Origin of the sequence: Lysinibacillus contaminans, from assembly GCF_001278945.1 — a bacterium.
In the GTDB taxonomy this organism is placed as follows: domain Bacteria; phylum Bacillota; class Bacilli; order Bacillales_A; family Planococcaceae; genus Lysinibacillus; species Lysinibacillus contaminans.
Window position 1 is genome coordinate 254,615 of the sequence record NZ_LGRV01000001.1, and the last position, 18,682, is coordinate 273,296.

20 protein-coding genes are annotated in these 18,682 nt (G+C 38.6%); 19 read left to right on the forward strand and 1 reads right to left on the reverse strand.

The genetic code is table 11. The features are described 5' to 3' along the window. Positions 1–166: 166 nt before the first annotated feature. Positions 167–1,402, forward strand: coding sequence for an EAL and HDOD domain-containing protein (locus AEA09_RS01285; protein WP_053582114.1), 1,236 nt, complete (start codon positions 167–169; stop codon positions 1,400–1,402). Positions 1,403–1,483: 81 nt separating this feature from the next. Here the strand turns inward: AEA09_RS01285 and AEA09_RS01290 are convergent. Continuing rightward, positions 1,484–2,649, reverse strand: a protein-coding gene (locus AEA09_RS01290; RefSeq protein ID WP_156312012.1) for an IS3 family transposase whose coding sequence is annotated in 2 segments (ribosomal slippage) — positions 1,484–2,373 and positions 2,373–2,649 — 1,167 coding nt in all. Because the reading frame shifts where the segments join, the coding sequence is not laid out codon by codon here. Positions 2,650–2,858: 209 nt separating this feature from the next. Here AEA09_RS01290 and AEA09_RS01300 point away from each other — a divergent pair. From AEA09_RS01300 to AEA09_RS01385, 18 genes are all read left to right on the forward strand, one after another. Then, positions 2,859–3,707: a YitT family protein gene (locus AEA09_RS01300; protein WP_053582117.1), complete on the forward strand. Its 849-nt coding sequence runs from the start codon at positions 2,859–2,861 to the stop codon at positions 3,705–3,707. 55 nt (positions 3,708–3,762) lie between these two features. Then, positions 3,763–4,089, forward strand: a complete 327-nt coding sequence (gene cccB / locus AEA09_RS01305) for a cytochrome c551 (RefSeq protein WP_053582118.1) — start codon at positions 3,763–3,765, stop codon at positions 4,087–4,089. Positions 4,090–4,293: 204 nt separating this feature from the next. Beyond that, complete coding sequence (gene hprK, locus AEA09_RS01310; protein WP_053582119.1) at positions 4,294–5,229, forward strand: HPr(Ser) kinase/phosphatase; 936 nt, start codon at positions 4,294–4,296, stop codon at positions 5,227–5,229. 21 nt (positions 5,230–5,250) lie between these two features. Continuing rightward, positions 5,251–6,072, forward strand: coding sequence for a prolipoprotein diacylglyceryl transferase (gene lgt / locus AEA09_RS01315; protein ID WP_053582120.1), 822 nt, complete (start codon positions 5,251–5,253; stop codon positions 6,070–6,072). Positions 6,073–6,084: 12 nt separating this feature from the next. Further along, positions 6,085–6,729: a pyrophosphatase PpaX gene (gene ppaX / locus AEA09_RS01320; RefSeq protein ID WP_053582121.1), complete on the forward strand. Its 645-nt coding sequence runs from the start codon at positions 6,085–6,087 to the stop codon at positions 6,727–6,729. Positions 6,730–6,733: 4 nt separating this feature from the next. After that, positions 6,734–7,276 carry an acyltransferase gene (locus AEA09_RS01325; protein WP_053582122.1) on the forward strand — a complete coding sequence of 181 codons (543 nt, stop codon included), beginning with the start codon at positions 6,734–6,736 and terminating at the stop codon, positions 7,274–7,276. Positions 7,277–7,530: 254 nt separating this feature from the next. Further along, positions 7,531–8,703 carry an ATP phosphoribosyltransferase regulatory subunit gene (locus tag AEA09_RS01330; RefSeq protein ID WP_053582123.1) on the forward strand — a complete coding sequence of 391 codons (1,173 nt, stop codon included), beginning with the start codon at positions 7,531–7,533 and terminating at the stop codon, positions 8,701–8,703. Then, positions 8,696–9,319, forward strand: coding sequence for an ATP phosphoribosyltransferase (gene hisG / locus AEA09_RS01335; RefSeq protein WP_053582124.1), 624 nt, complete (start codon positions 8,696–8,698; stop codon positions 9,317–9,319). The genes AEA09_RS01330 and hisG overlap by 8 nt, the downstream gene beginning before the upstream one ends. 16 nt (positions 9,320–9,335) lie before the next feature. Further along, positions 9,336–10,610: a histidinol dehydrogenase gene (hisD, locus tag AEA09_RS01340; RefSeq protein ID WP_053582125.1), complete on the forward strand. Its 1,275-nt coding sequence runs from the start codon at positions 9,336–9,338 to the stop codon at positions 10,608–10,610. 8 nt (positions 10,611–10,618) lie between these two features. Beyond that, entirely contained in the window at positions 10,619–11,218 is a 600-nt protein-coding gene (gene hisB / locus AEA09_RS01345) for an imidazoleglycerol-phosphate dehydratase HisB (protein WP_053582126.1), read from the forward strand. Continuing rightward, on the forward strand, positions 11,215–11,847 hold the full coding sequence (hisH, locus tag AEA09_RS01350; RefSeq protein WP_053582127.1) for an imidazole glycerol phosphate synthase subunit HisH: 633 nt from the start codon (positions 11,215–11,217) through the stop codon (positions 11,845–11,847). Before hisB ends, hisH begins: the two co-directional genes overlap by 4 nt. Further along, positions 11,841–12,602 (forward strand): imidazole glycerol phosphate synthase subunit HisF, encoded by a 762-nt coding sequence (hisF, locus tag AEA09_RS01355; RefSeq protein ID WP_053582128.1) that lies wholly within the window; start codon positions 11,841–11,843, stop codon positions 12,600–12,602. Before hisH ends, hisF begins: the two co-directional genes overlap by 7 nt. Next, positions 12,599–13,216 (forward strand): bifunctional phosphoribosyl-AMP cyclohydrolase/phosphoribosyl-ATP diphosphatase HisIE, encoded by a 618-nt coding sequence (hisIE, locus tag AEA09_RS01360; protein ID WP_053582129.1) that lies wholly within the window; start codon positions 12,599–12,601, stop codon positions 13,214–13,216. Before hisF ends, hisIE begins: the two co-directional genes overlap by 4 nt. Before the next feature lie 89 nt (positions 13,217–13,305). Then, positions 13,306–14,832 (forward strand): tetratricopeptide repeat protein, encoded by a 1,527-nt coding sequence (locus tag AEA09_RS01365; RefSeq protein WP_053582130.1) that lies wholly within the window; start codon positions 13,306–13,308, stop codon positions 14,830–14,832. Between the two features lie 103 nt (positions 14,833–14,935). Further along, positions 14,936–15,880: a thioredoxin-disulfide reductase gene (trxB, locus tag AEA09_RS01370; RefSeq protein ID WP_053582131.1), complete on the forward strand. Its 945-nt coding sequence runs from the start codon at positions 14,936–14,938 to the stop codon at positions 15,878–15,880. Positions 15,881–16,137: 257 nt separating this feature from the next. After that, the gene (locus tag AEA09_RS01375; RefSeq protein ID WP_053582290.1) at positions 16,138–16,602 is read left to right on the forward strand and encodes an 8-oxo-dGTP diphosphatase; all 465 of its coding nucleotides are present in this window, start codon (positions 16,138–16,140) and stop codon (positions 16,600–16,602) included. Between the two features lie 168 nt (positions 16,603–16,770). Further along, positions 16,771–17,658, forward strand: a complete 888-nt coding sequence (rapZ, locus tag AEA09_RS01380; protein WP_082332523.1) for an RNase adapter RapZ — start codon at positions 16,771–16,773, stop codon at positions 17,656–17,658. 4 nt (positions 17,659–17,662) lie between these two features. Beyond that, the gene (locus AEA09_RS01385) at positions 17,663–18,661 is read left to right on the forward strand and encodes a gluconeogenesis factor YvcK family protein (RefSeq protein WP_053582132.1); all 999 of its coding nucleotides are present in this window, start codon (positions 17,663–17,665) and stop codon (positions 18,659–18,661) included. The last annotated feature ends 21 nt before the right edge of the window (positions 18,662–18,682 follow it).

Sequence of the window (18,682 nt, forward strand, 5' to 3'; positions counted from 1 at the left end):
AAATACTTCTAAATATATATGAAAAAAGGATTAAATATACAAAAAAATAGTTCAATACTAATTGTTTTATTTTTGACTTTAATTCTACTTCATAGAGAGTAAGCATATAGTAATAAAAGGTGTTATAATAGAATTTACTAGAAAATGGAGAATCGGGGTCAACGAAATGGAAGTATTCATCGGCAGACAGCCAATCTTTAATCTTCACGAACAGGTCGTTGCGTATGAGTTATTGTATCGCAGTAAAAATATGAATGCATTTCCTATGGTCGATCCGGACGCAGCTACAATCGATGTATTAGTAAACTCATTTCTATCGATTGGGATAGAAGAAGTCACGAAAGGGAAGCCTTGTTTTGTGAACTTTACAGATAATTTATTAAAAAGTACATTAACGGATTACTTAAATCCAGCACAGCTTGTGATTGAAATTTTAGAAGATGTACCTATTAACATACAATTAGTGGAACGTGTGAAAGAACTGAAATCACTAGGCTATAAAATAGCATTAGATGATTTTGTTTTAGATAGTCGTGTGGAAGTATATGATGAGTTATTTGCGTACATTGATTATATTAAAGTCGACTTTTTATTATTGCCCTTACTTGAGCGGATGGAAATTGAAAATAAAGTAAAAGAAAATTTCCCTCATATAATACTACTTGCTGAAAAGGTAGAGACAAGAAATCAATTTGATGTAGCGAAGCATTCAGGCTACCAGCTTTTTCAAGGGTACTTCTTTGAACAGCCGCAAATTATTAGAGCAACAGATATTCCTGCAAATACATTGCAATATTTTCAAATCCTTGCATTATTGAAGGATGAAGAACCAAATATCAATATATTAGCAGAAAACATTGAACGTGATATTTCTTTGACGTATAAATTACTTCAAATGATTAATAATTCTACTAAACGCTCCAAATCGAAAGTACGCTCTATTAAGCAAGCCATTTTGCTATTAGGGCTAGGAGAACTTCGGAAATGGATTTATTTACTTGCGATGCGTGAAATAGATATGAATCCAGATACAGATCTTTTCAAAGAATTGATGCGAACATCACTTTTTAGAGCTAAGGTTTGCGAAAAATTAGCGAAACTTTCATATAAACAAAATTTCTCTGAGTATTTCTTAATTGGTATGTTCTCGGTAATTGATAGTCTGTTGCAACGACCAATGAATCTCATTTTGAATCAATTACCATTTCCCGAAGAAATTATAGAGACGATATTAGGTAAGCAGACGGAAATGTCACCCTATTTAGATTTTAGTATTGCATTAGGTAAATTAGATTGGGATACGTTAGAGATATTAGCGCCGAAATTCGATTTGGATATGGAAAGTATGGATTTATTATATAATGAAGCGTTAAATTGGGCGGAAACGTCATATATAACTTGATTCATTGGGGCCAAAACGTCCATAGAAAAAGATCTATCTCTAGACTGACATAACGATATGAGACACATATAAAACACCTTATTAGGCTGCCATTACACCATATTTTATGGGTGTTAGGTAGCCTAATTTTTCTTGGATACGTTCTTCATTATAATAATTTAAATAGGTAATTACCCGCTCAATTACGTCTTGATTACGTAATGAATTAAATTTAACATATTGAAATTCCTCAGACTTTAAGTTCGAATGAAAAGATTCAATCACCGCATTGTCCCAACAGTTTCCTCTACGTGACATGCTGCTGACAAGGTCGTTTTCCTTAATGTAGGCCTGATACGCATATGACGTGTAAACACTCCCTTGATCTGAATGCACAATCACACCTTCGGGGTGGTTACGGACAGACAGTGCCTCCTTTAACGTGTCGATTACCAGTAGTGTCTGTTGATGATCGTATAATTTATAAGCGACAATTTCATTATTGAATAGATCCATAATGGTCGAAAGATATTTTGTAGTACTGCCATACTGAATATATGTAATGTCTGTCACCCACTTCTTGTTCGGTTCACTAGCCGTGAAATCTCGTTCAAGAAGATTAGGGGCAATTATGATACTTTCACCTTGGGATTTCCACTTCCGTTTTGGCTTGATACGGCACTGTAAGTTATGCTTTTGCATGAGGTTCTGAACTGTATTGCGATTCAATTTTATATTATGTTTCTGCTTCAACATTGCCTTTATTTTTCTATGACCATTCCGATACTTAGTGCTTTTGCACAGTTCTATAATAGATTCCTCTACTACTGAAAGCGACTTATTTATGCCGTGAAGATACCATCTATAATAGTTCGCCCGTGGTACTCCTAACGCGGATAGGATAGCTGTAATCGTGTACTTCTTTCTAAGTTTCTCTACAATCTGTAGAACTATTTCTTTTTTAACTCCCTTTCGATTTCCATGTACTTTTTTAGAATTTCGTTCTCCATCTTCAAATGTGATAATTGTCGTTCCCGTTTATCGTCTTCACTGGCTAACTCGGGACCGTGACCGAAAGTGTATTGTTTACCAATCGGCTGATCAAATCGATAAATTTCATTCGCGCGATACCATTTCATCCAAGTTTCGACCTGTGATTTGTTTTTGATTCCGTGTTTCTCCATAATTTCATTAGTTGTCAATTCACCACTTAGTTTATCTTTAACAACAGCCCATTTAACTTCGCTTGAATATACGTTCTTGCCCATGCAAAAACACCTCCGATGTAAGTACTTTTTACAAGTGTACCACTCCGAAGGTGTTTTATATTGTCTCAATAATTTAGGTTAGTCCACTCAAAGATTTTGAGATAGATCTTTTTTGCTTTATCCTAATGAACTTCTCATTGAGAGAACAATTTGCTATAATCATCACTACTTTAGGAAAAAATTCAGATATTTGAAGTGGGTGTGAGCAAATGAAGGTTTCAAATGATTTACGATATGCAATTCTAGAATATCTATATGTCATCGCAGGCGCTACCATTATTGCCATTGGCTTTAATGCTTTTTTACTTCCAAATCAAGTGGCATCTGGTGGTGTGAGTGGCATAAGTACCATATTGCATGGATTATTCGGTTGGAATCCGGGGCTTGTACAATATGCTTTTAATATTCCTTTATTTATAGCAGGTGTTTTATTGCTCGGGAAAAAATTCGGGTTGAAATCATTTGTTGGTACGATTACGTTACCCTTTGTTGTTTTATTAACAGATAACTGGGAACCGTGGACAGATAATCCTCTACTAGGTGCGTTATTTGGTGGGATTGTTGTCGGTTTGGGTATAGGGCTTGTTTTTAAAGGGAACGCTTCTACTGGTGGTACCGACTTATTGGCACAAATTATTACGAAGTATACAGGATTAACTCTTGGTACTAGTGTGTTATTAATTGATGGTTTAATTGCAATTAGTGCAGCAGTAGTTTTTGATTTAGAAAAAGGCCTATATGCACTGATTGGTTTATATGTAACAACGAAAACGATTGATATTATTCAACTCGGCTTTAGTCAATCTAAAATGGTCTATATTATTACTAAGAAGCAAGATGAAGTGCGTGATGCCATTTATGCAGAAATTAATCGTGGTGTTACGAAATTACCTGCAATTGGTGGATATACAGGAGAAGAACGACCAGTACTTATGGTAGTTGTTTATCAAACAGAATTCACAAAGCTGAAACAACTCATTAAAAACGTTGATCCATCTGCGTTTGTTATCGTTTCTGATGCGTATGAGGTGTTAGGAGAAGGTTTCAAACGAGTATAATTTTGGTATAGTGTTGAGGTAAGGTATTTTTTATATATTATGAGGAGGGGTACTAATGAAAAAAGCAATGTTAACATTAGTGTTCGGTTCAGCAATATTCTTAGCTGCTTGTGGCGGCGGAGATGACAAAGAGACAGCAGAAAAAGGTGCAGAAACTACACCAGAAGGCGAAGTAATTGCAATGAAATCATGCGTATCTTGTCACGGTGGCGAATTACAAGGTATGGGTAATACTCCTGCACTAAATGATGTTGGTTCTCGTCTTTCGGAAGCAGAATTATTAGACATCATTAACAACGGTACAGATAAGGGTATGCCAGGTGGACTTGTTAAAGGCGAAGATGCTGAAGCAGTTGCGTCTTGGTTAGCTACTCAAAAATAAAAATATTTTCAAAAAACTAACGGTTCTGGAGACCCGTTGGTTTTTTTATTTTTTTAGAGAATCCTTCCTAATTTATGTTTACGGCGCCTAGCATCTTCAAGAACATGCAAAGATGACAAAATAAGCGCAAAAACATTCATTTTGATGATAGTCGTGCTAAAATAAAACAATATTCAGTTCGCTTGAATGGAGGCGCTAAACACAATGGTGGTTATATCAACGAGAGATGTAATGGAAAAATTTAATCTAGAGTTAGTAAGTGGAGAAGAAGGAATTGGTAAAACGATTTCAACGAGTGACATATCTAGACCTGGACTTGAAATGGCCGGATATTTTAATCATTATCCTGCAAATCGTGTTCAATTATTAGGGAAAACAGAACTATCTTTTTTTGAAATGCTACCGCGAGATTTGAAAATTGAGCGGATGCGTTTACTGTGTTCTCCGGATACACCAGCTATTATTATTTCACGGGGATTAGAAGTACCTGAGGAGCTTATACAAGGTTCCAATGAGAAGCATGTACCTGTCTTAAAAACGAATATGACAACTACAAAATTTTCTAGTCGGTTAACGAATTATTTAGAAGGACGCTTAGCGCCAATGACTGCAGCGCATGGTGTATTAGTTGATGTATATGGAATTGGTGTACTGATAGTCGGGAAAAGTGGCGTTGGAAAAAGTGAGACTGCACTTGAATTAGTGAAAAAAGGGCATCGTCTTGTGGCTGATGATTGTGTAGAAATTCGTCAAGAATCGGAAAACTTATTAATCGGTAGTCCGCCCCCATTACTTGAGCATTTACTTGAAATACGTGGTATTGGCATTATTGATGTGATGACTTTATTTGGAGCGAGTGCTATTCGACCGTATAAGCGCATTACTTTAATTATAGAGCTGGAGATTTGGGATCCTGATAAGGTGTATGATCGTCTAGGATTAGAAGAAGAGAAGATGAAACTTATCGATACAGAGCTGACGAAGTTAACGATTCCAGTGCGACCTGGACGTAATCTTTCTGTTATTATCGAAGTAGCTGCCATGAATTATCGTTTGAAAAGAATGGGTGTCAATGCGGCAGAGGAGTTTTCAAGAAGACTAGATGAGGTCATTTCATCTAATGATGAACTAGACGATTAAGGATGTTGAGAGGAGAATATAATGGATTTACTACTATTAGATATTAACCCAGTGGCCTTTCAGTTAGGGCCGATTTCTGTGCGTTGGTATGGATTACTGATTGTATCGGGTATACTTATAGCATATTTTGTAGGGCAAAAAGAAGCGGTGAAGCGAGGCTTGCCTGAGGATTTTATAGCCGATTTACTATTATGGGTAGTACCAATTTCGATCGTCTGTGCGCGCATTTACTATGTTTCGATGCGATGGGATTATTACGGTCAAAATCCCGGGAAGATTATTGAGATTTGGAATGGTGGGATTGCCATTCATGGTGCATTATTAGGCGGCTTTGCGACTGCTTACATATTTACACGAATTAAAGGGGTAAGTTTTTTACGTGTGGCAGATATAGCTGCACCAAGTATTTTAATTGGGCAAATTATTGGGCGCTGGGGTAACTTCATGAACCAAGAGGCATACGGTGGCCCTGTATCACGTGAATTTTTGGAAAACTTAATGTTACCAGATTGGATCATCAATCAAATGTACATTGAAGAGCTAGGCACTCATGTACACCCCACGTTTTTATATGAATCTGTATGGAATGTAATTGGTTTAATTATTTTGCTAGCGCTACGCAAGGTCAATTTAAATCGTGGGGAAATATTCTTTAGCTATATAATTTGGTATTCAATTGGACGTTTCTATATCGAGGGCTTACGTACAGATAGCTTATACTTGGTCGGTGATTTACGCTCTGCACAGGTAGTATCTATTATTGGTATCGTAGTTGGGCTAGTGGCAATAATATACCGCCGCTTAAAAGTGAAACCTGCTATAAAGTATTTAGATAACAAATAAGAGGTGTACAGGATGACGAAGATTAAAGCGCTACTTTTTGATTTTGATGGGACATTACTAAATACGAATGATTTAATTATTCAAACGTTTATGCATGTTTTAGAAGAAAGATTTCCTGGGCAATATTCGCCAAAAGATTGCTTGAAATTCATTGGTCCGTCTTTAAAACAAACATTTAGTGAAATAACGCCTGGTGAAGAGGATGCAATGATCGCCAAATATCGAGCTTGGAATGAGGCACATCACGATGAGCTTATAACTGAATATCCGGATGTTGTATCTACATTAGAGCAGTTAAAGGAAATGGGTGTCAAGTTAGCGATTGTTTCGACAAAACGCAATGACATGATTGACCGAGGGCTCGAAGTATTGGGGGCATCACATTTATTTGATATTCGAATCGGTGCGTGCGATGTGAAAAACGTAAAGCCTGATCCAGAGCCGGTACTACTTGCTTTACAACGTTTAGGAATAGAAAAAAATGAAGCCATCATGATTGGTGATAATTCACATGATATTGAAGCAGGACATAATGCAGGTGTAAAATCTGCAGGTGTGGCATGGTCGATTAAAGGTGAAGCATATTTACAGCAATTCAAACCAGATTATATGCTGCATCATATGAGTGATTTACTTTCAATTGTGAAAGAGAGGTAAGGGGATGGCACGTAATACAGAACGTTATCGTGTCGAAGGAGCGAATTCGCTGTGGAATGTTTATGACACGGTGTCCTTTTGGAAGGTGATGAAATGTTTCATCATCATCCAAATTGGGCGCTTCACACCATTTTTACGTGTGAAAAATTGGTTGTATCGTACTTTTTTGAAGATGGATATTGGTGAAAAAACATCAATAGCTTTAATGGTGATGCCTGATACGATGTTTCCGGAGCGTATTCATATTGGTAACAATACAGTTATTGGTTTTAGTACAACAATTTTAGCGCATGAATATTTAATTGAAGAATATCGCCTTGGTGATGTGTACATAGGTAATGAAGTAATGGTAGGTGCCAACTCTACGATACTTCCTGGTGTGACAATTGGCGATGGTGCGATTGTGTCGGCAGCAACACTTGTACATAAAGACGTACCAGCGGGCTGTTTAGTAGGTGGTAATCCAATGCAGATTATCTTTACAGCAGAACAAATGGCGGAACGTAAACGTAATGAAGTAGTGAAATGGTGTACACCTAAAAAGTAAGAAAAGTGCAATGTCCTGTGCGCTTAAGATTAAACATAAAATATGACTCACTATGCTTAGCTTTGCATAGTGAGTTTTTTCTTTGAATAAATAAGTGTATAATTGACGGAATAATAAGTGTTGAAATTATTAGAAAATTATTTTATTTCTTTAGCATTTGCATTGACTGATTAGAAAGAATGCGATAAAATTCTTTCATAATCTAATTCTCTAACACTCTAGTGAGTTAAAGTATAACGTGAGGAAGTGTCAAAATGTCATCGATAAAAATGTTTGAAAAGCCACTTGGTATGCGCGATACATTTCCACAAATTTTTGAAAAAGTAGAAGCAGTACGACAAACAGGTCGGAGCTTTTTACGATCAAGAGGCTATGAATTTATTAAAACACCTACTGTGGAATACTTCGATACAGTTGGCAAAGCATCGGCCATTTCGGATGCGCATTTATTTAAATTAGTTGATAGCCAAGGCAACACATTAGTACTTCGACCAGACATGACAACACCCATTGCACGTATAGCGACATCAAAGTTGTTAAAAGAGATGATCCCTTTACGCCTTGCATATTTTGCGAATGTCTTCCGTGCTCAGGAAACTGAGGGGGGGCGTCCTGCCGAGTTTGACCAAATGGGCATTGAGTTAATTGGTGATCATTCGGTATTTGCAGATGCAGAGGTTATTGTGACAGCGATGGAGTTATTACAGCAATTTGGACTAAAAGACTTCAAAGTAACAATCGGTCATGCCGGCGTATTAAATTGTATTTTACAAGATTACACAGAAAGCATTGAACAGGAAGATACACTACGTACATTACTTGTGCAACGCAATTATGTTGGCTTTGAAGAAGCAGTTGCTTCATTTGATTTACCCAAAACAAAATCTGATGCATTGCTACAATTTATTGACGAAGCAATGAATTTGAAAGAAATTCAGGATATTGAAAAATATGTGCGTAAAAATGACGCATTAGAATATATGCAACGTTTAGCAAAATTACTAGAAGTAGCGGATTTAGCGGATTATGTGGCTTTTGATTTTACACTTTCAAGCCATATGAGCTATTACACAGGTATGCTGTTTGAAGTTTTCGCATCAGGTAGCGGTTTCCCACTTGGTAATGGTGGACGCTATGATGGCTTACTTAACGTATTTGGCTCTAAAGTAGGTGCAACAGGCTTTAGTATTCGTGTGGACCGTTTGCTGGAAATATTAGCAGGGCAAAGTGTAATGAAGGAAGAGGCAGTTGTCGTATTATTTGAGGAAGCAGACTTTGAATCGGCTCTTGAAAAAGTACAAGTGTTACGTGCAGTAGGCAAGCAGACAACATTACAAATGAGAAGTAGTTTAGTAGATGAAGCTGCATTTATAGCACAATTTTCAGAAGTAGTTGTTATTGGACAGGAGGAAGTTTGCTGTGAATGAATTAACTATTGCGATGCCAAAAGGGCGCATTTTTGAAGAAGCGTACCAAATGCTCATTGAAGCAGGTTTTAATTTACCAGAAGAAGTGGAAATGTCGCGTAAATTAATAATTGATATTCCAGAAGAGAAAATTCGTTTTATTTTAGCAAAGCCAATGGACGTACCGGTTTATGTAGAACATGGTGTAGCTGATATCGGTATTGCTGGTAAGGACGTACTCTTAGAACAACAACGTGAGGTGCACGAGTTACTGGATCTCAAAATTAGTACATGCTACATCGCATCAGCAGGATTACCAAATACAACGATGAATGAAATTGCACCGCGTATTGCAACGAAATATCCGAATATTGCGATGAAATATTATAAGGGTATTGGGGAACAAGTAGAAATCATAGAGTTAAATGGCTCAATTGAACTTGCGCCAATGATTGGCTTAGCAGATCGTATTGTTGATATTGTATCAACGGGGCGTACATTAAAAGAAAATGGTTTAGAAGAGTATGAGTTCATTACAGACGTTTCTTCGCGTTTAATTGCAAATCCGGTGAGCTACCGCATGAAGGGCGACCGAATTATTGACTTAGTGAAGCGACTGAAACAATGCGTCAATTAATAGGAGGCTTTTTCTAATGAAGATTACTAAACTAGCAAAAGGTATTTCCTTAAAACGACCACTTGAAAGAGGCAATGAAGAACAGTTACAGGTTGTACGTGAAGTGTTGGATTCTGTACGTGCAAATGGCGATATAGCTGTTCGTACATACACAGAAAAATGGGATGGTTTTGTTCCGGGAAATTTACGTGTCACACAAGCAGAGATTGAGGCTGGCGCTAAGGCGCTGGATGCACAGCTTTATGCAGATTTGAAAGAAGCTGCTGATAATATTCGTCTGTATCATGAACAACAAAAGCGTACAGGCTATCGTCTTGACCTTGCAAATGGTTCTTGGCTCGGACAACGTATTACAGCGCTAGATGCAGTTGGTCTTTATGTGCCAGGTGGGACAGCGGCGTATCCTTCTTCAGTGTTGATGAATGTTGTTCCTGCGCAAGTTGCTGGGGTGGAACGCATCGTGATTACTTCACCAGCAAATCGTGACGGTAAGTTACCAGATGGCGTTTTGGCAGCGGCACATATTCTAGGTGTGCAAGAGGTCTATAAAATTGGGGGAGCGCAAGCCATTGCTGCACTAGCTTACGGCACAGAAACAATTGCAGCTGTCGATAAAATTACAGGACCTGGTAATATCTTTGTGGCGCTTGCAAAACGTGAAGTGTTTGGTGAAGTAGCGATTGATATGATTGCTGGGCCAAGCGAAATTGCAGTACTAGCAGATGAAACAGCGTATGCAGATGAAGTGGCGGCCGACCTATTATCGCAAGCTGAGCACGACAGAATGGCATGTGCCATTTTAGTGACGACTTCGGAGAAATTAGCCGAACAGGTAGCGGCTGAGGTCGAGAAGCAGTTGTCGACGTTACCACGTGAGGAATTAGCACGTGCATCTATTGACAACTTCGGTGCTATTTATGTGGCAGAAACGATGTCTGATGCTGTTGAAGCCATCAATACATTAGCACCTGAGCATTTAGAAATCTTGACAAAAAATGCAGAAGCAGTGGCCGAGCAAGTACGTCACGCCGGTGGGATTTTCATTGGACGTTATAGCTCTGAGCCAGTAGGTGATTATTTTGCAGGTACAAACCACGTGTTACCAACAAATAGCACTGCTCGTTTTGCAAGTGGTTTAAATGTCGATGATTTCATCAAAAAATCGAGCGTCGTTTATTATAGTGAAAAAACTTGGGCGGAAAATGCCCCGAAAATAGCACGACTTGCACGTATGGAGGGCTTAGAGGGCCATGCACGTGCGGTGGAATCACGTGGCTGGGAAAAGGAGTAGAGACATAAATGACTGAAAAGAAACGTTACGCAGAAGTTGAACGTAAGACGAATGAAACACAAATTTCTGTTGCGATTGATTTAGATGGTGAAGGGAAAGCAGATATCAAAACGGGTGTTGGTTTTATGGACCATATGCTTGATTTATTCATTAAGCATGGTTTGTTTGACGGTACAATTCAAGCAAATGGTGATACATATATCGACGATCATCACACAACAGAGGACCTTGGCATCGTATTAGGCCAAGCTATTCGTGAAGCACTTGGCGATAAAAAAGGTATTAAACGTTACGGGACTGCTTTTGTACCAATGGACGATGCGTTAGCGCAAGTCGTTGTTGATTGCTCAAATCGCCCACATCTTGAATATCGTGTACCTGAACTAAAAGAGAAAGTTGGCACATTTGATACAGAGCTAGTACACGAGTTTTTATGGAAGTTTGCACTTGAAGCACGCATGAATGTCCATGTGATTGTGCCTTATGGTCATAATACGCATCATATTATTGAAGCGATCTTCAAGGCGTTAGCCCGTGCAATCGATGCAGCAGTTGAAATTGACCCACGTGTGAAAGGTGTGCCGTCAACGAAGGGGCTATTAACGTGAAGATAGGTGTTATTGATTATGGAATGGGGAATTTATTTAGTGTTGAACAAGCACTAAAACGTCTTGGCTGTGATGTATTTGTAACGGCTGACGAAAAAGAGTTAGATTCAGCTGATGCACTTCTTTTACCTGGTGTTGGTGCATTTCCAGATGCGATGAAGCGTTTAGCAGAAACGAATTTAGATGGCTATTTACAAAAGGTAAAGGCAGAGAATCGCCCGCTTTTAGGTATTTGCTTAGGTATGCAACTACTATTTGAAGAAAGTGAAGAAGTAGAACCAACTAAGGGTCTTGGTTTCTTTAAAGGAAGCATTAAGCGTTTTAGTGGGATGAACGAAGACAAAGCATATCGTGTTCCTCACATGGGATGGAATGAGCTTATAGTAACAAATCGTCCAACATGGTTAAAAGGTGAGGCACCAGCGGAACATGTGTATTTCGTGCATTCTTTTTATGCGACACAAATGGATGCAGCGGAGCTTGTAGCTTACGCAGATTACAGTGGGATTCATGTGCCAGGTATCGTCGCTAACGGTTCAATTACTGGTATGCAATTCCATCCTGAAAAATCAGGAGCACTTGGTGTGTACTTATTAAAACAATGGTTAGAAGGGGTGGTGTCATGCTAACAAAACGTATTATTCCGTGTCTTGATGTGAAAGAAGGGCGCGTTGTAAAAGGAGTACAGTTCGTGTCATTACGTGATGCGGGGGACCCTGTAGAGCTAGCGAAATTTTACGATGAGCAAGGGGCAGATGAACTTGTATTTCTGGATATTTCAGCCTCACATGAAGGTCGTGAAACAATGGTCGATGTCGTACGACAGACAGCGGCAACACTTGCCATCCCATTTACGGTTGGTGGCGGTATTCGTACACTAGAGGATATGAAGCGTATTTTACGTGCGGGTGCTGATAAAGTATCGGTCAATACTTCTGCGCTAGAGCGTCCTGAGCTGATTAAAGAAGGTTCTGACTTCTTTGGCGCGCAATGTATCGTTATTGCAATTGATGCACGCTATAGTGAAGAAGACGGTACGTGGATGGTGTATACACATGGCGGCCGTAACAAAACTTCTTGGCAAGTAACGGAGTGGGCAAAGGAAGCGGTTCGTTTAGGTGCAGGAGAGATTTTACTAACAAGTATGAATCAAGATGGAGAGAAATCTGGCTTTGATTTAGCCTTAACAAAAGCAGTTCGAGAGGCTGTAACAGTTCCAGTTATCGCAAGTGGCGGGGCGGGCAATGCCGAACATTTTTACGAAGTATTGTGTGGGGAAGTTGATGCAGATGCAGCACTTGCGGCATCAATTTTCCATTATAAAGAGACGAGCGTAGCGCAAGTGAAAGAATACTTACGTGAAAGAGGAGTGGCAGTAAGATGATTGAAAACATTAAATTTGACGATAAAGGCTTAGTAACAGCCGTTGTGCAAGATGCAAACACGAAAGAAGTGTTAACTGTAGCGTATATGAATAAAGAATCGCTAGAAAAAACAATTGAGTCTGGCGAAACCTGGTTTTACTCACGCTCTCGCGAAGAGCTTTGGCATAAAGGTGCGACAAGTGGCAACACACAAAAAGTCGTGTCAATTAAAGCGGATTGCGATAAAGATGCATTAGTAGTGGAGGTTCTACCAACTGGACCAGCTTGCCATAATGGAACAACATCTTGTTTTACAGAAGTCATTCAAGCAAATGCAAAAGTCGGCTCAGTGGATATTATTTCAAAGCTTGCTGAAGTCATTAAAACACGTGAACTAGAAATGCCAGAAGGTGCGTACACTACATACCTATTTGATAAAGGAATCGATAAAATTTGTAAAAAAGTCGGTGAAGAAGCAACCGAAGTTGTGATCGGTGCAAAAAACCGCGATGCGGAAGAAGTAAAATGGGAAGCAGCGGATTTAATTTATCACTTATTAGTATTATTACAAGAGCAAAAAGTAAGTGTCTTTGATGTGTTGCATGTGTTGGAAAAACGTCACGAGGAGAAATAGCAGCATATCACTTACAGTATGGTATAATGTAAGTTATTGTGAAAGGGACGTATAATGCGTTCCTTATTTCTTGTTTCGGAGGAATATTTTTGGAAAAGAAACGTCAAAAAGAGAATCAGACAAATATTGTGTCATTCATACCGAATGGCGATTACTACTATAAAAAATCTATTCAAGCGATGAATAGTGGACAAATGGATAAAGCGTATAAGTATTTAAAACGTGCTACTGATTTAAGTCCGGATGACTCGATGATTTTATTGCAATTAGCAATTATGGAGTTAGAAGGTCAGTGTTTTGAAGAAGCGTATGATTTGCTTCATCGTGCCTATCAAATCGACCCAGATGAGCCGGAAATTGTGTTTTATATGGCGGAGATTTCAGGTTGTATAGGTATGATTTATGATGCCAAGCGTTTTGCAGAAAGCTATTTGGAAATGGAACCAGAAGGCGCTTACGCAGATGAAGCTGCGGAAATTTTAGAGTTTGTAGAGTTTGAGAAAGATGATTTTGAGGAACTTGAGGCTTCGAGTGAGGATTTATATCGCCAAGAACAGGCTCGTCGTTGTATGGAGAAAGGTGATTTTCCTGAAGCGATTGATCTGTTAGAAGAACTAATTGAAGATAAACCCGATTTTTGGTCTGCATATAATAACTTAGCTCTTGCTTATTTTTATATCGGTGAAGCAGAGGATGCGAAGGCACTATTACATCGTGTACTACGTGACAACAAGGGTAATTTACATGCAATCTGTAACTTAGCTGTCATTGCGTACTATGAGAAAAATGATGAAGAATTACAGGGGCTTTTAGAAGTGCTTACGAAAATCCAACCGTATGCATGGGAGCATCGTTATAAATTAGGTGCTACGCTAGCATTAATTGGTCAGTATGAAGTGGCTTATAAATGGTTACGTAGTATGCAAAAACGAGGCTATGCTGGAGATGCAGGCTTTTATTTTTGGCTGTCGCATGCTGCCTATTTTTCAGGTCATGAAGAGAGCTCAAAAAATGCTTGGGCTCAGCTATTAGAGCTAGATCCTGATAAAGAGGGCTTTGAACCATGGCGACAACTTGAAAATACGTATGAACTCGATGCACTCGAACATGATCGTGAATATATAGTTGAAAAGTTGCAAAGTGAATATGAAAGTGATCGTATTTTCGGTTTATTTTTATTAAGCCGCTCAGCACATAAGCAGGAAATTATTGCGCATCCGAAATGGATAAATGTCGAACAATATGGTCCGTTTGAGAAGCTGTTCTTAGCCTATGCACTTGGTCATAAGTTTGATGAGAAAAATAAGCTTGAAGCTAGCTTTTTACGTGCTGTGAAAGTTCCAGAAGTTTTATTTGAACAGTACGGTAAGTTAACGACAGTTGTAGTTCCGATGTTTCAAATGTGGTTCGCGCTATGCGAGCGTGCTTTAGATGGGAACTATCGCTTTACCAATCCAGCAGCGATTGCAGGAGCAAGTGATTATTTATTCCGTTCGTCACGCATGTTAAAGGTGACGAAGAAAGCAATTGCTGAGCAATATGATATTTCTGTTTCAACACTATCGAAATACATCGAAGAAATTTTAGGTTTTTTACCGAAAAGTGAAGACCAGTAGCATTGCTTATGAGCAACTTAGTTGAATAACTTTGGTGATTAACTTACGATAAATATACAAATGAACCAATAGAAAAGTATTGAATTTTTAGGAGGCAATATCCGTGTCAGAAGAAAAAATTTATGATGTCGTAATTATCGGTGCAGGTCCTGCGGGGATGACTGCTGCTGTATATACTTCCCGTGCCAATCTTTCTACATTAATGCTTGAACGTGGTATTCCAGGTGGTCAAATGGCTAATACGGAAGAAGTAGAAAATTACCCAGGTTTTGATACAATTTTAGGCCCTGAACTTTCTACAAAAATGTTTGACCATGCAAAAAAATTCGGTGCTGAATATGCATACGGCGATGTAACTGAAATCATCGATGGTGAAGAATATAAAACAATTAAAGCTGGTGCGAAAGAATTCAAAACACGTGCAATCATTCTTTCTACAGGTGCAGAATATAAAAAAATGGGTGTACCTGGTGAAAAAGAGCTTGGTGGCCGTGGTGTTAGTTACTGTGCAGTATGTGACGGTGCATTCTTTAAACAAAAAAATCTAGTTGTCGTAGGTGGCGGAGATTCAGCGGTTGAAGAGGGAGTTTACTTAACTCGCTTTGCAGATAAAGTAACAATCGTTCACCGTCGTGATAAATTACGTGCGCAAAAAATACTACAAGATCGTGCATTTGCAAACGAGAAAATTGATTTCATCTGGAATGCAACAGTAAAAGAAATTAATGAAGCAAACGGTAAAGTGGGAAGCGTAACATTACAATCGACAGTTGATGGTACTGAAACGGAATTTGCTACTGATGGCGTGTTTGTTTACATTGGTATGTTGCCTTTAACGAAACCATTTGAATCACTTGGTATTTTAAATGATGCTGGTTATATCGTGACAAATGAAAATATGGAAACTGCTGTACCAGGTATTTTTGCAGCAGGTGACGTTCGTGAAAAAACATTACGTCAAATTGTAACGGCAACAGGTGATGGCAGTATTGCAGCGCAAGCGGCTCAACATTATATTGAAGAATTAATTGAAAAGATTAACGCATAAAAAAGCATACAAATTTTAACATTATTTTAATGTTGCTGTAACTTGAATGACATATAAAAGTTGTAAAATAAAAAGTGTAATTAGCATTCCCCCTTTTATTTTTTTTAGTAGGTTGTTCCCGCCTAAATAGGTGAGAACAACCTGCTTTTTTGTGCTACGCGTGGATATACAGTAGGAATGTAGGACTATCCTTTGTATACAGCGTACGGGTCTTGTTATAATAGAGGGAGAATGTGAAAGAGATTAGAGGTGTGCCTATGCAAAGAATTGCGAACTTACTTGCGATAAAGGACGGTCAAGTTCTATTACTTCAAAAACCGAGACGTGGTTGGTATGTAGCACCAGGCGGTAAAATGGAGAGCGGCGAATCAATTTATGAAGCGGCCGTACGTGAATTTAAAGAAGAAACAAATGGAACGCCATTGCATACACATTTAAAAGGCGTATATACAATGGTTATTAAAGAGAATGAAGAAACAGTGGATGAATGGATGCTTTATACATTTGTCGCAACGGATGTGGAAGGTGAGTTATTTAAGGAAACGCGTGAAGGAACGCTTGCTTGGCATCCAATCGAGAAACTTAAACATTTACCGATGGCTGAAGGGGACCGTACAAATTTATTGTTTGCAGCTGCACAGTCAGGGATTCAATATGGTACATTTGAATATACAAAAGATTTTGAACTATTACATGAAAAAATCCAAATGTCAAACGAATAAGAAAAGTGCGTTCCCGTAAGTTTAAACTCGATCGTCGAAAACGCCGCGTTCTGTGGCATCGTCGAAATGACCAACATCGTGTTGGCCTTTAAGTTGCTTGTCTAGTCCAAAGCGACCTAGAGGGTGTGGTGTGAATGACTAGACCACAAAAAAAAGGAGCTGGATGCAGTGGTAGTCGATAATCAACAATGTACACATGAATTAGTCATTATTACAGGTATGTCTGGAGCGGGAAAAACCGTAGCAATTCAAAGTTTTGAAGATTTAGGGTATTACTGTATTGACAATTTACCACCGGCGTTGTTAACGACATTTTTAACATTACTACGGGACACAGGAAAAAATATTACACGTATTGCTGCTGTCATGGATATGCGTGGTGGCGACTTTTTTGATTCTTTGATTGGTGCGCTAGATCATATGTTACAAGAAGGAAATATTTCTCCTCGTATTTTATTTTTAGATGCAGATGATGAGACACTCGTTCGTCGATATAAAGAAACAAGACGATCACATCCTTTAGCAACTAATGGTTTGCCATTAGAGGGTATTAAACAAGAACGTATCCTGTTAGCGGAAGTAAAAGAGCGTGCTAAATCCGTTTACAATACGTCAAATATGAAACCGAGAGAATTACGTGAAAAAATCATAAAAGAATTTGCAAGAGATGCTAAAAGTGTTTTCACTGTCAATATAATGTCATTTGGTTTTAAACATGGTATGCCTATCGATGCGGATTTAGTGTTTGATGTGCGCTTTTTGAAAAATCCGTATTATGTGGAAGAATTACGCCATAAAACTGGCTTGCAAGATGATGTTTCCTCGTATGTACTTGCTTTAGATGATACACAAACATTAATTCAGAAACTAACGGATTTGTTTGAATTCATGATTCCTCTTTATAAACAAGAAGGGAAATCACAGCTTGTCATTGCATTTGGTTGTACAGGAGGACAACATCGTTCTGTCACACTTGCCGAATATTTTGGTGCTTATTTAAATGGAATTGAAGAAACCGTTATAACACACCGTGACATCAATCGTAGAAAGGATTGAGTGAATGAAAAAGAAGCAGACAAAGCTTGTCGTCATTGGAGGCGGTACAGGGCTGTCCACATTACTACGTGGATTGAAACATCATCCTTTTGATATTACGGCAATCGTAACAGTAGCAGATGATGGTGGCTCCTCTGGCCGCTTACGTGATGATTATGATATTCCACCGCCAGGCGACGTGCGTAACGTTATTGCTGCATTATCAGACGTTGAACCTTTAGTGGAGCAAATGTTTCAGTATCGTTTTTCAGCATCTGAGGAATTGGGTGGACATTCACTGGGGAATTTAATGTTAACGGCTTTAACGGATATTACCGGGGATTTTAATCATGCTATCAGTGAGATGGGCAAAGTGTTAAAAGTTCACGGTCGCGTTATACCTGCTGCCAATAAAAAGATTTCACTCCATGCCGAACTTGAAGATGGCTCGATTATTGAAGGAGAGTCAAAAATTCCGATGGCAAAGAAACGCATCAACCATGTGTTTCTAGTACCGGATGATGTGAAACCTCTACCAGAAGCTATACGTGCGATTAAACAAGCAGATTATATTTTAATTGGGCCGGGAAGTTTATATACAAGTATTATTCCTAACTTACTCGTAAAAGATATCGGGGAGGCGGTCGTACGCGCGAAAGGTCATAAGATTTATGTGTGTAATTTAATGACACAAAAAGGCGAGACAATAACGTACACTGCAGGCGATCATGTAAAAGCAATTAATGACCATGTGGGAGCTAATTTTATTGATGCGATTTTAGTGAATGATGAAACACTACCAAATCCGGTTAAAGAATTGTATAAAGAAGAACAAGCTGAACCTGTTAAATTTGATGTAGCAATGCTTGAAAGTATTGGATTAGAAGTAATCCAGCGAGACATTGCAACAATTCGTTCAGATGGTACTGTACGTCATAATGCAATTAATGTTGCGGAATGGCTAGTAGAGTATGTAAAAAATTATAAAAATAAGATTAGTAAAAAAGCAATTATTGAATCATAAAGAGAGTTTAGTGTATATGAT

Excerpts from the sequence above, each read along its gene's own strand:
- hisB (WP_053582126.1), top strand. The coding sequence starts at position 10,619 with ATGACTGAAAAGAAACGTTACGCAGAAGTTGAACGTAAGACGAATGAA.
- hisD (WP_053582125.1), top strand. The coding sequence starts at position 9,336 with ATGAAGATTACTAAACTAGCAAAAGGTATTTCCTTAAAACGACCACTT.
- hisIE (WP_053582129.1), top strand. The coding sequence starts at position 12,599 with ATGATTGAAAACATTAAATTTGACGATAAAGGCTTAGTAACAGCCGTT.
- AEA09_RS01285 (WP_053582114.1), top strand. The coding sequence starts at position 167 with ATGGAAGTATTCATCGGCAGACAGCCAATCTTTAATCTTCACGAACAG.
- ppaX (WP_053582121.1), top strand. The coding sequence starts at position 6,085 with ATGACGAAGATTAAAGCGCTACTTTTTGATTTTGATGGGACATTACTA.
- AEA09_RS01375 (WP_053582290.1), top strand. The coding sequence starts at position 16,138 with ATGCAAAGAATTGCGAACTTACTTGCGATAAAGGACGGTCAAGTTCTA.
- AEA09_RS01385 (WP_053582132.1), top strand. The coding sequence starts at position 17,663 with ATGAAAAAGAAGCAGACAAAGCTTGTCGTCATTGGAGGCGGTACAGGG.
- AEA09_RS01325 (WP_053582122.1), top strand. The coding sequence starts at position 6,734 with ATGGCACGTAATACAGAACGTTATCGTGTCGAAGGAGCGAATTCGCTG.
- hisF (WP_053582128.1), top strand. The coding sequence starts at position 11,841 with ATGCTAACAAAACGTATTATTCCGTGTCTTGATGTGAAAGAAGGGCGC.
- lgt (WP_053582120.1), top strand. The coding sequence starts at position 5,251 with ATGGATTTACTACTATTAGATATTAACCCAGTGGCCTTTCAGTTAGGG.
- hprK (WP_053582119.1), top strand. The coding sequence starts at position 4,294 with ATGGTGGTTATATCAACGAGAGATGTAATGGAAAAATTTAATCTAGAG.
- AEA09_RS01300 (WP_053582117.1), top strand. The coding sequence starts at position 2,859 with ATGAAGGTTTCAAATGATTTACGATATGCAATTCTAGAATATCTATAT.
- AEA09_RS01330 (WP_053582123.1), top strand. The coding sequence starts at position 7,531 with ATGTCATCGATAAAAATGTTTGAAAAGCCACTTGGTATGCGCGATACA.
- cccB (WP_053582118.1), top strand. The coding sequence starts at position 3,763 with ATGAAAAAAGCAATGTTAACATTAGTGTTCGGTTCAGCAATATTCTTA.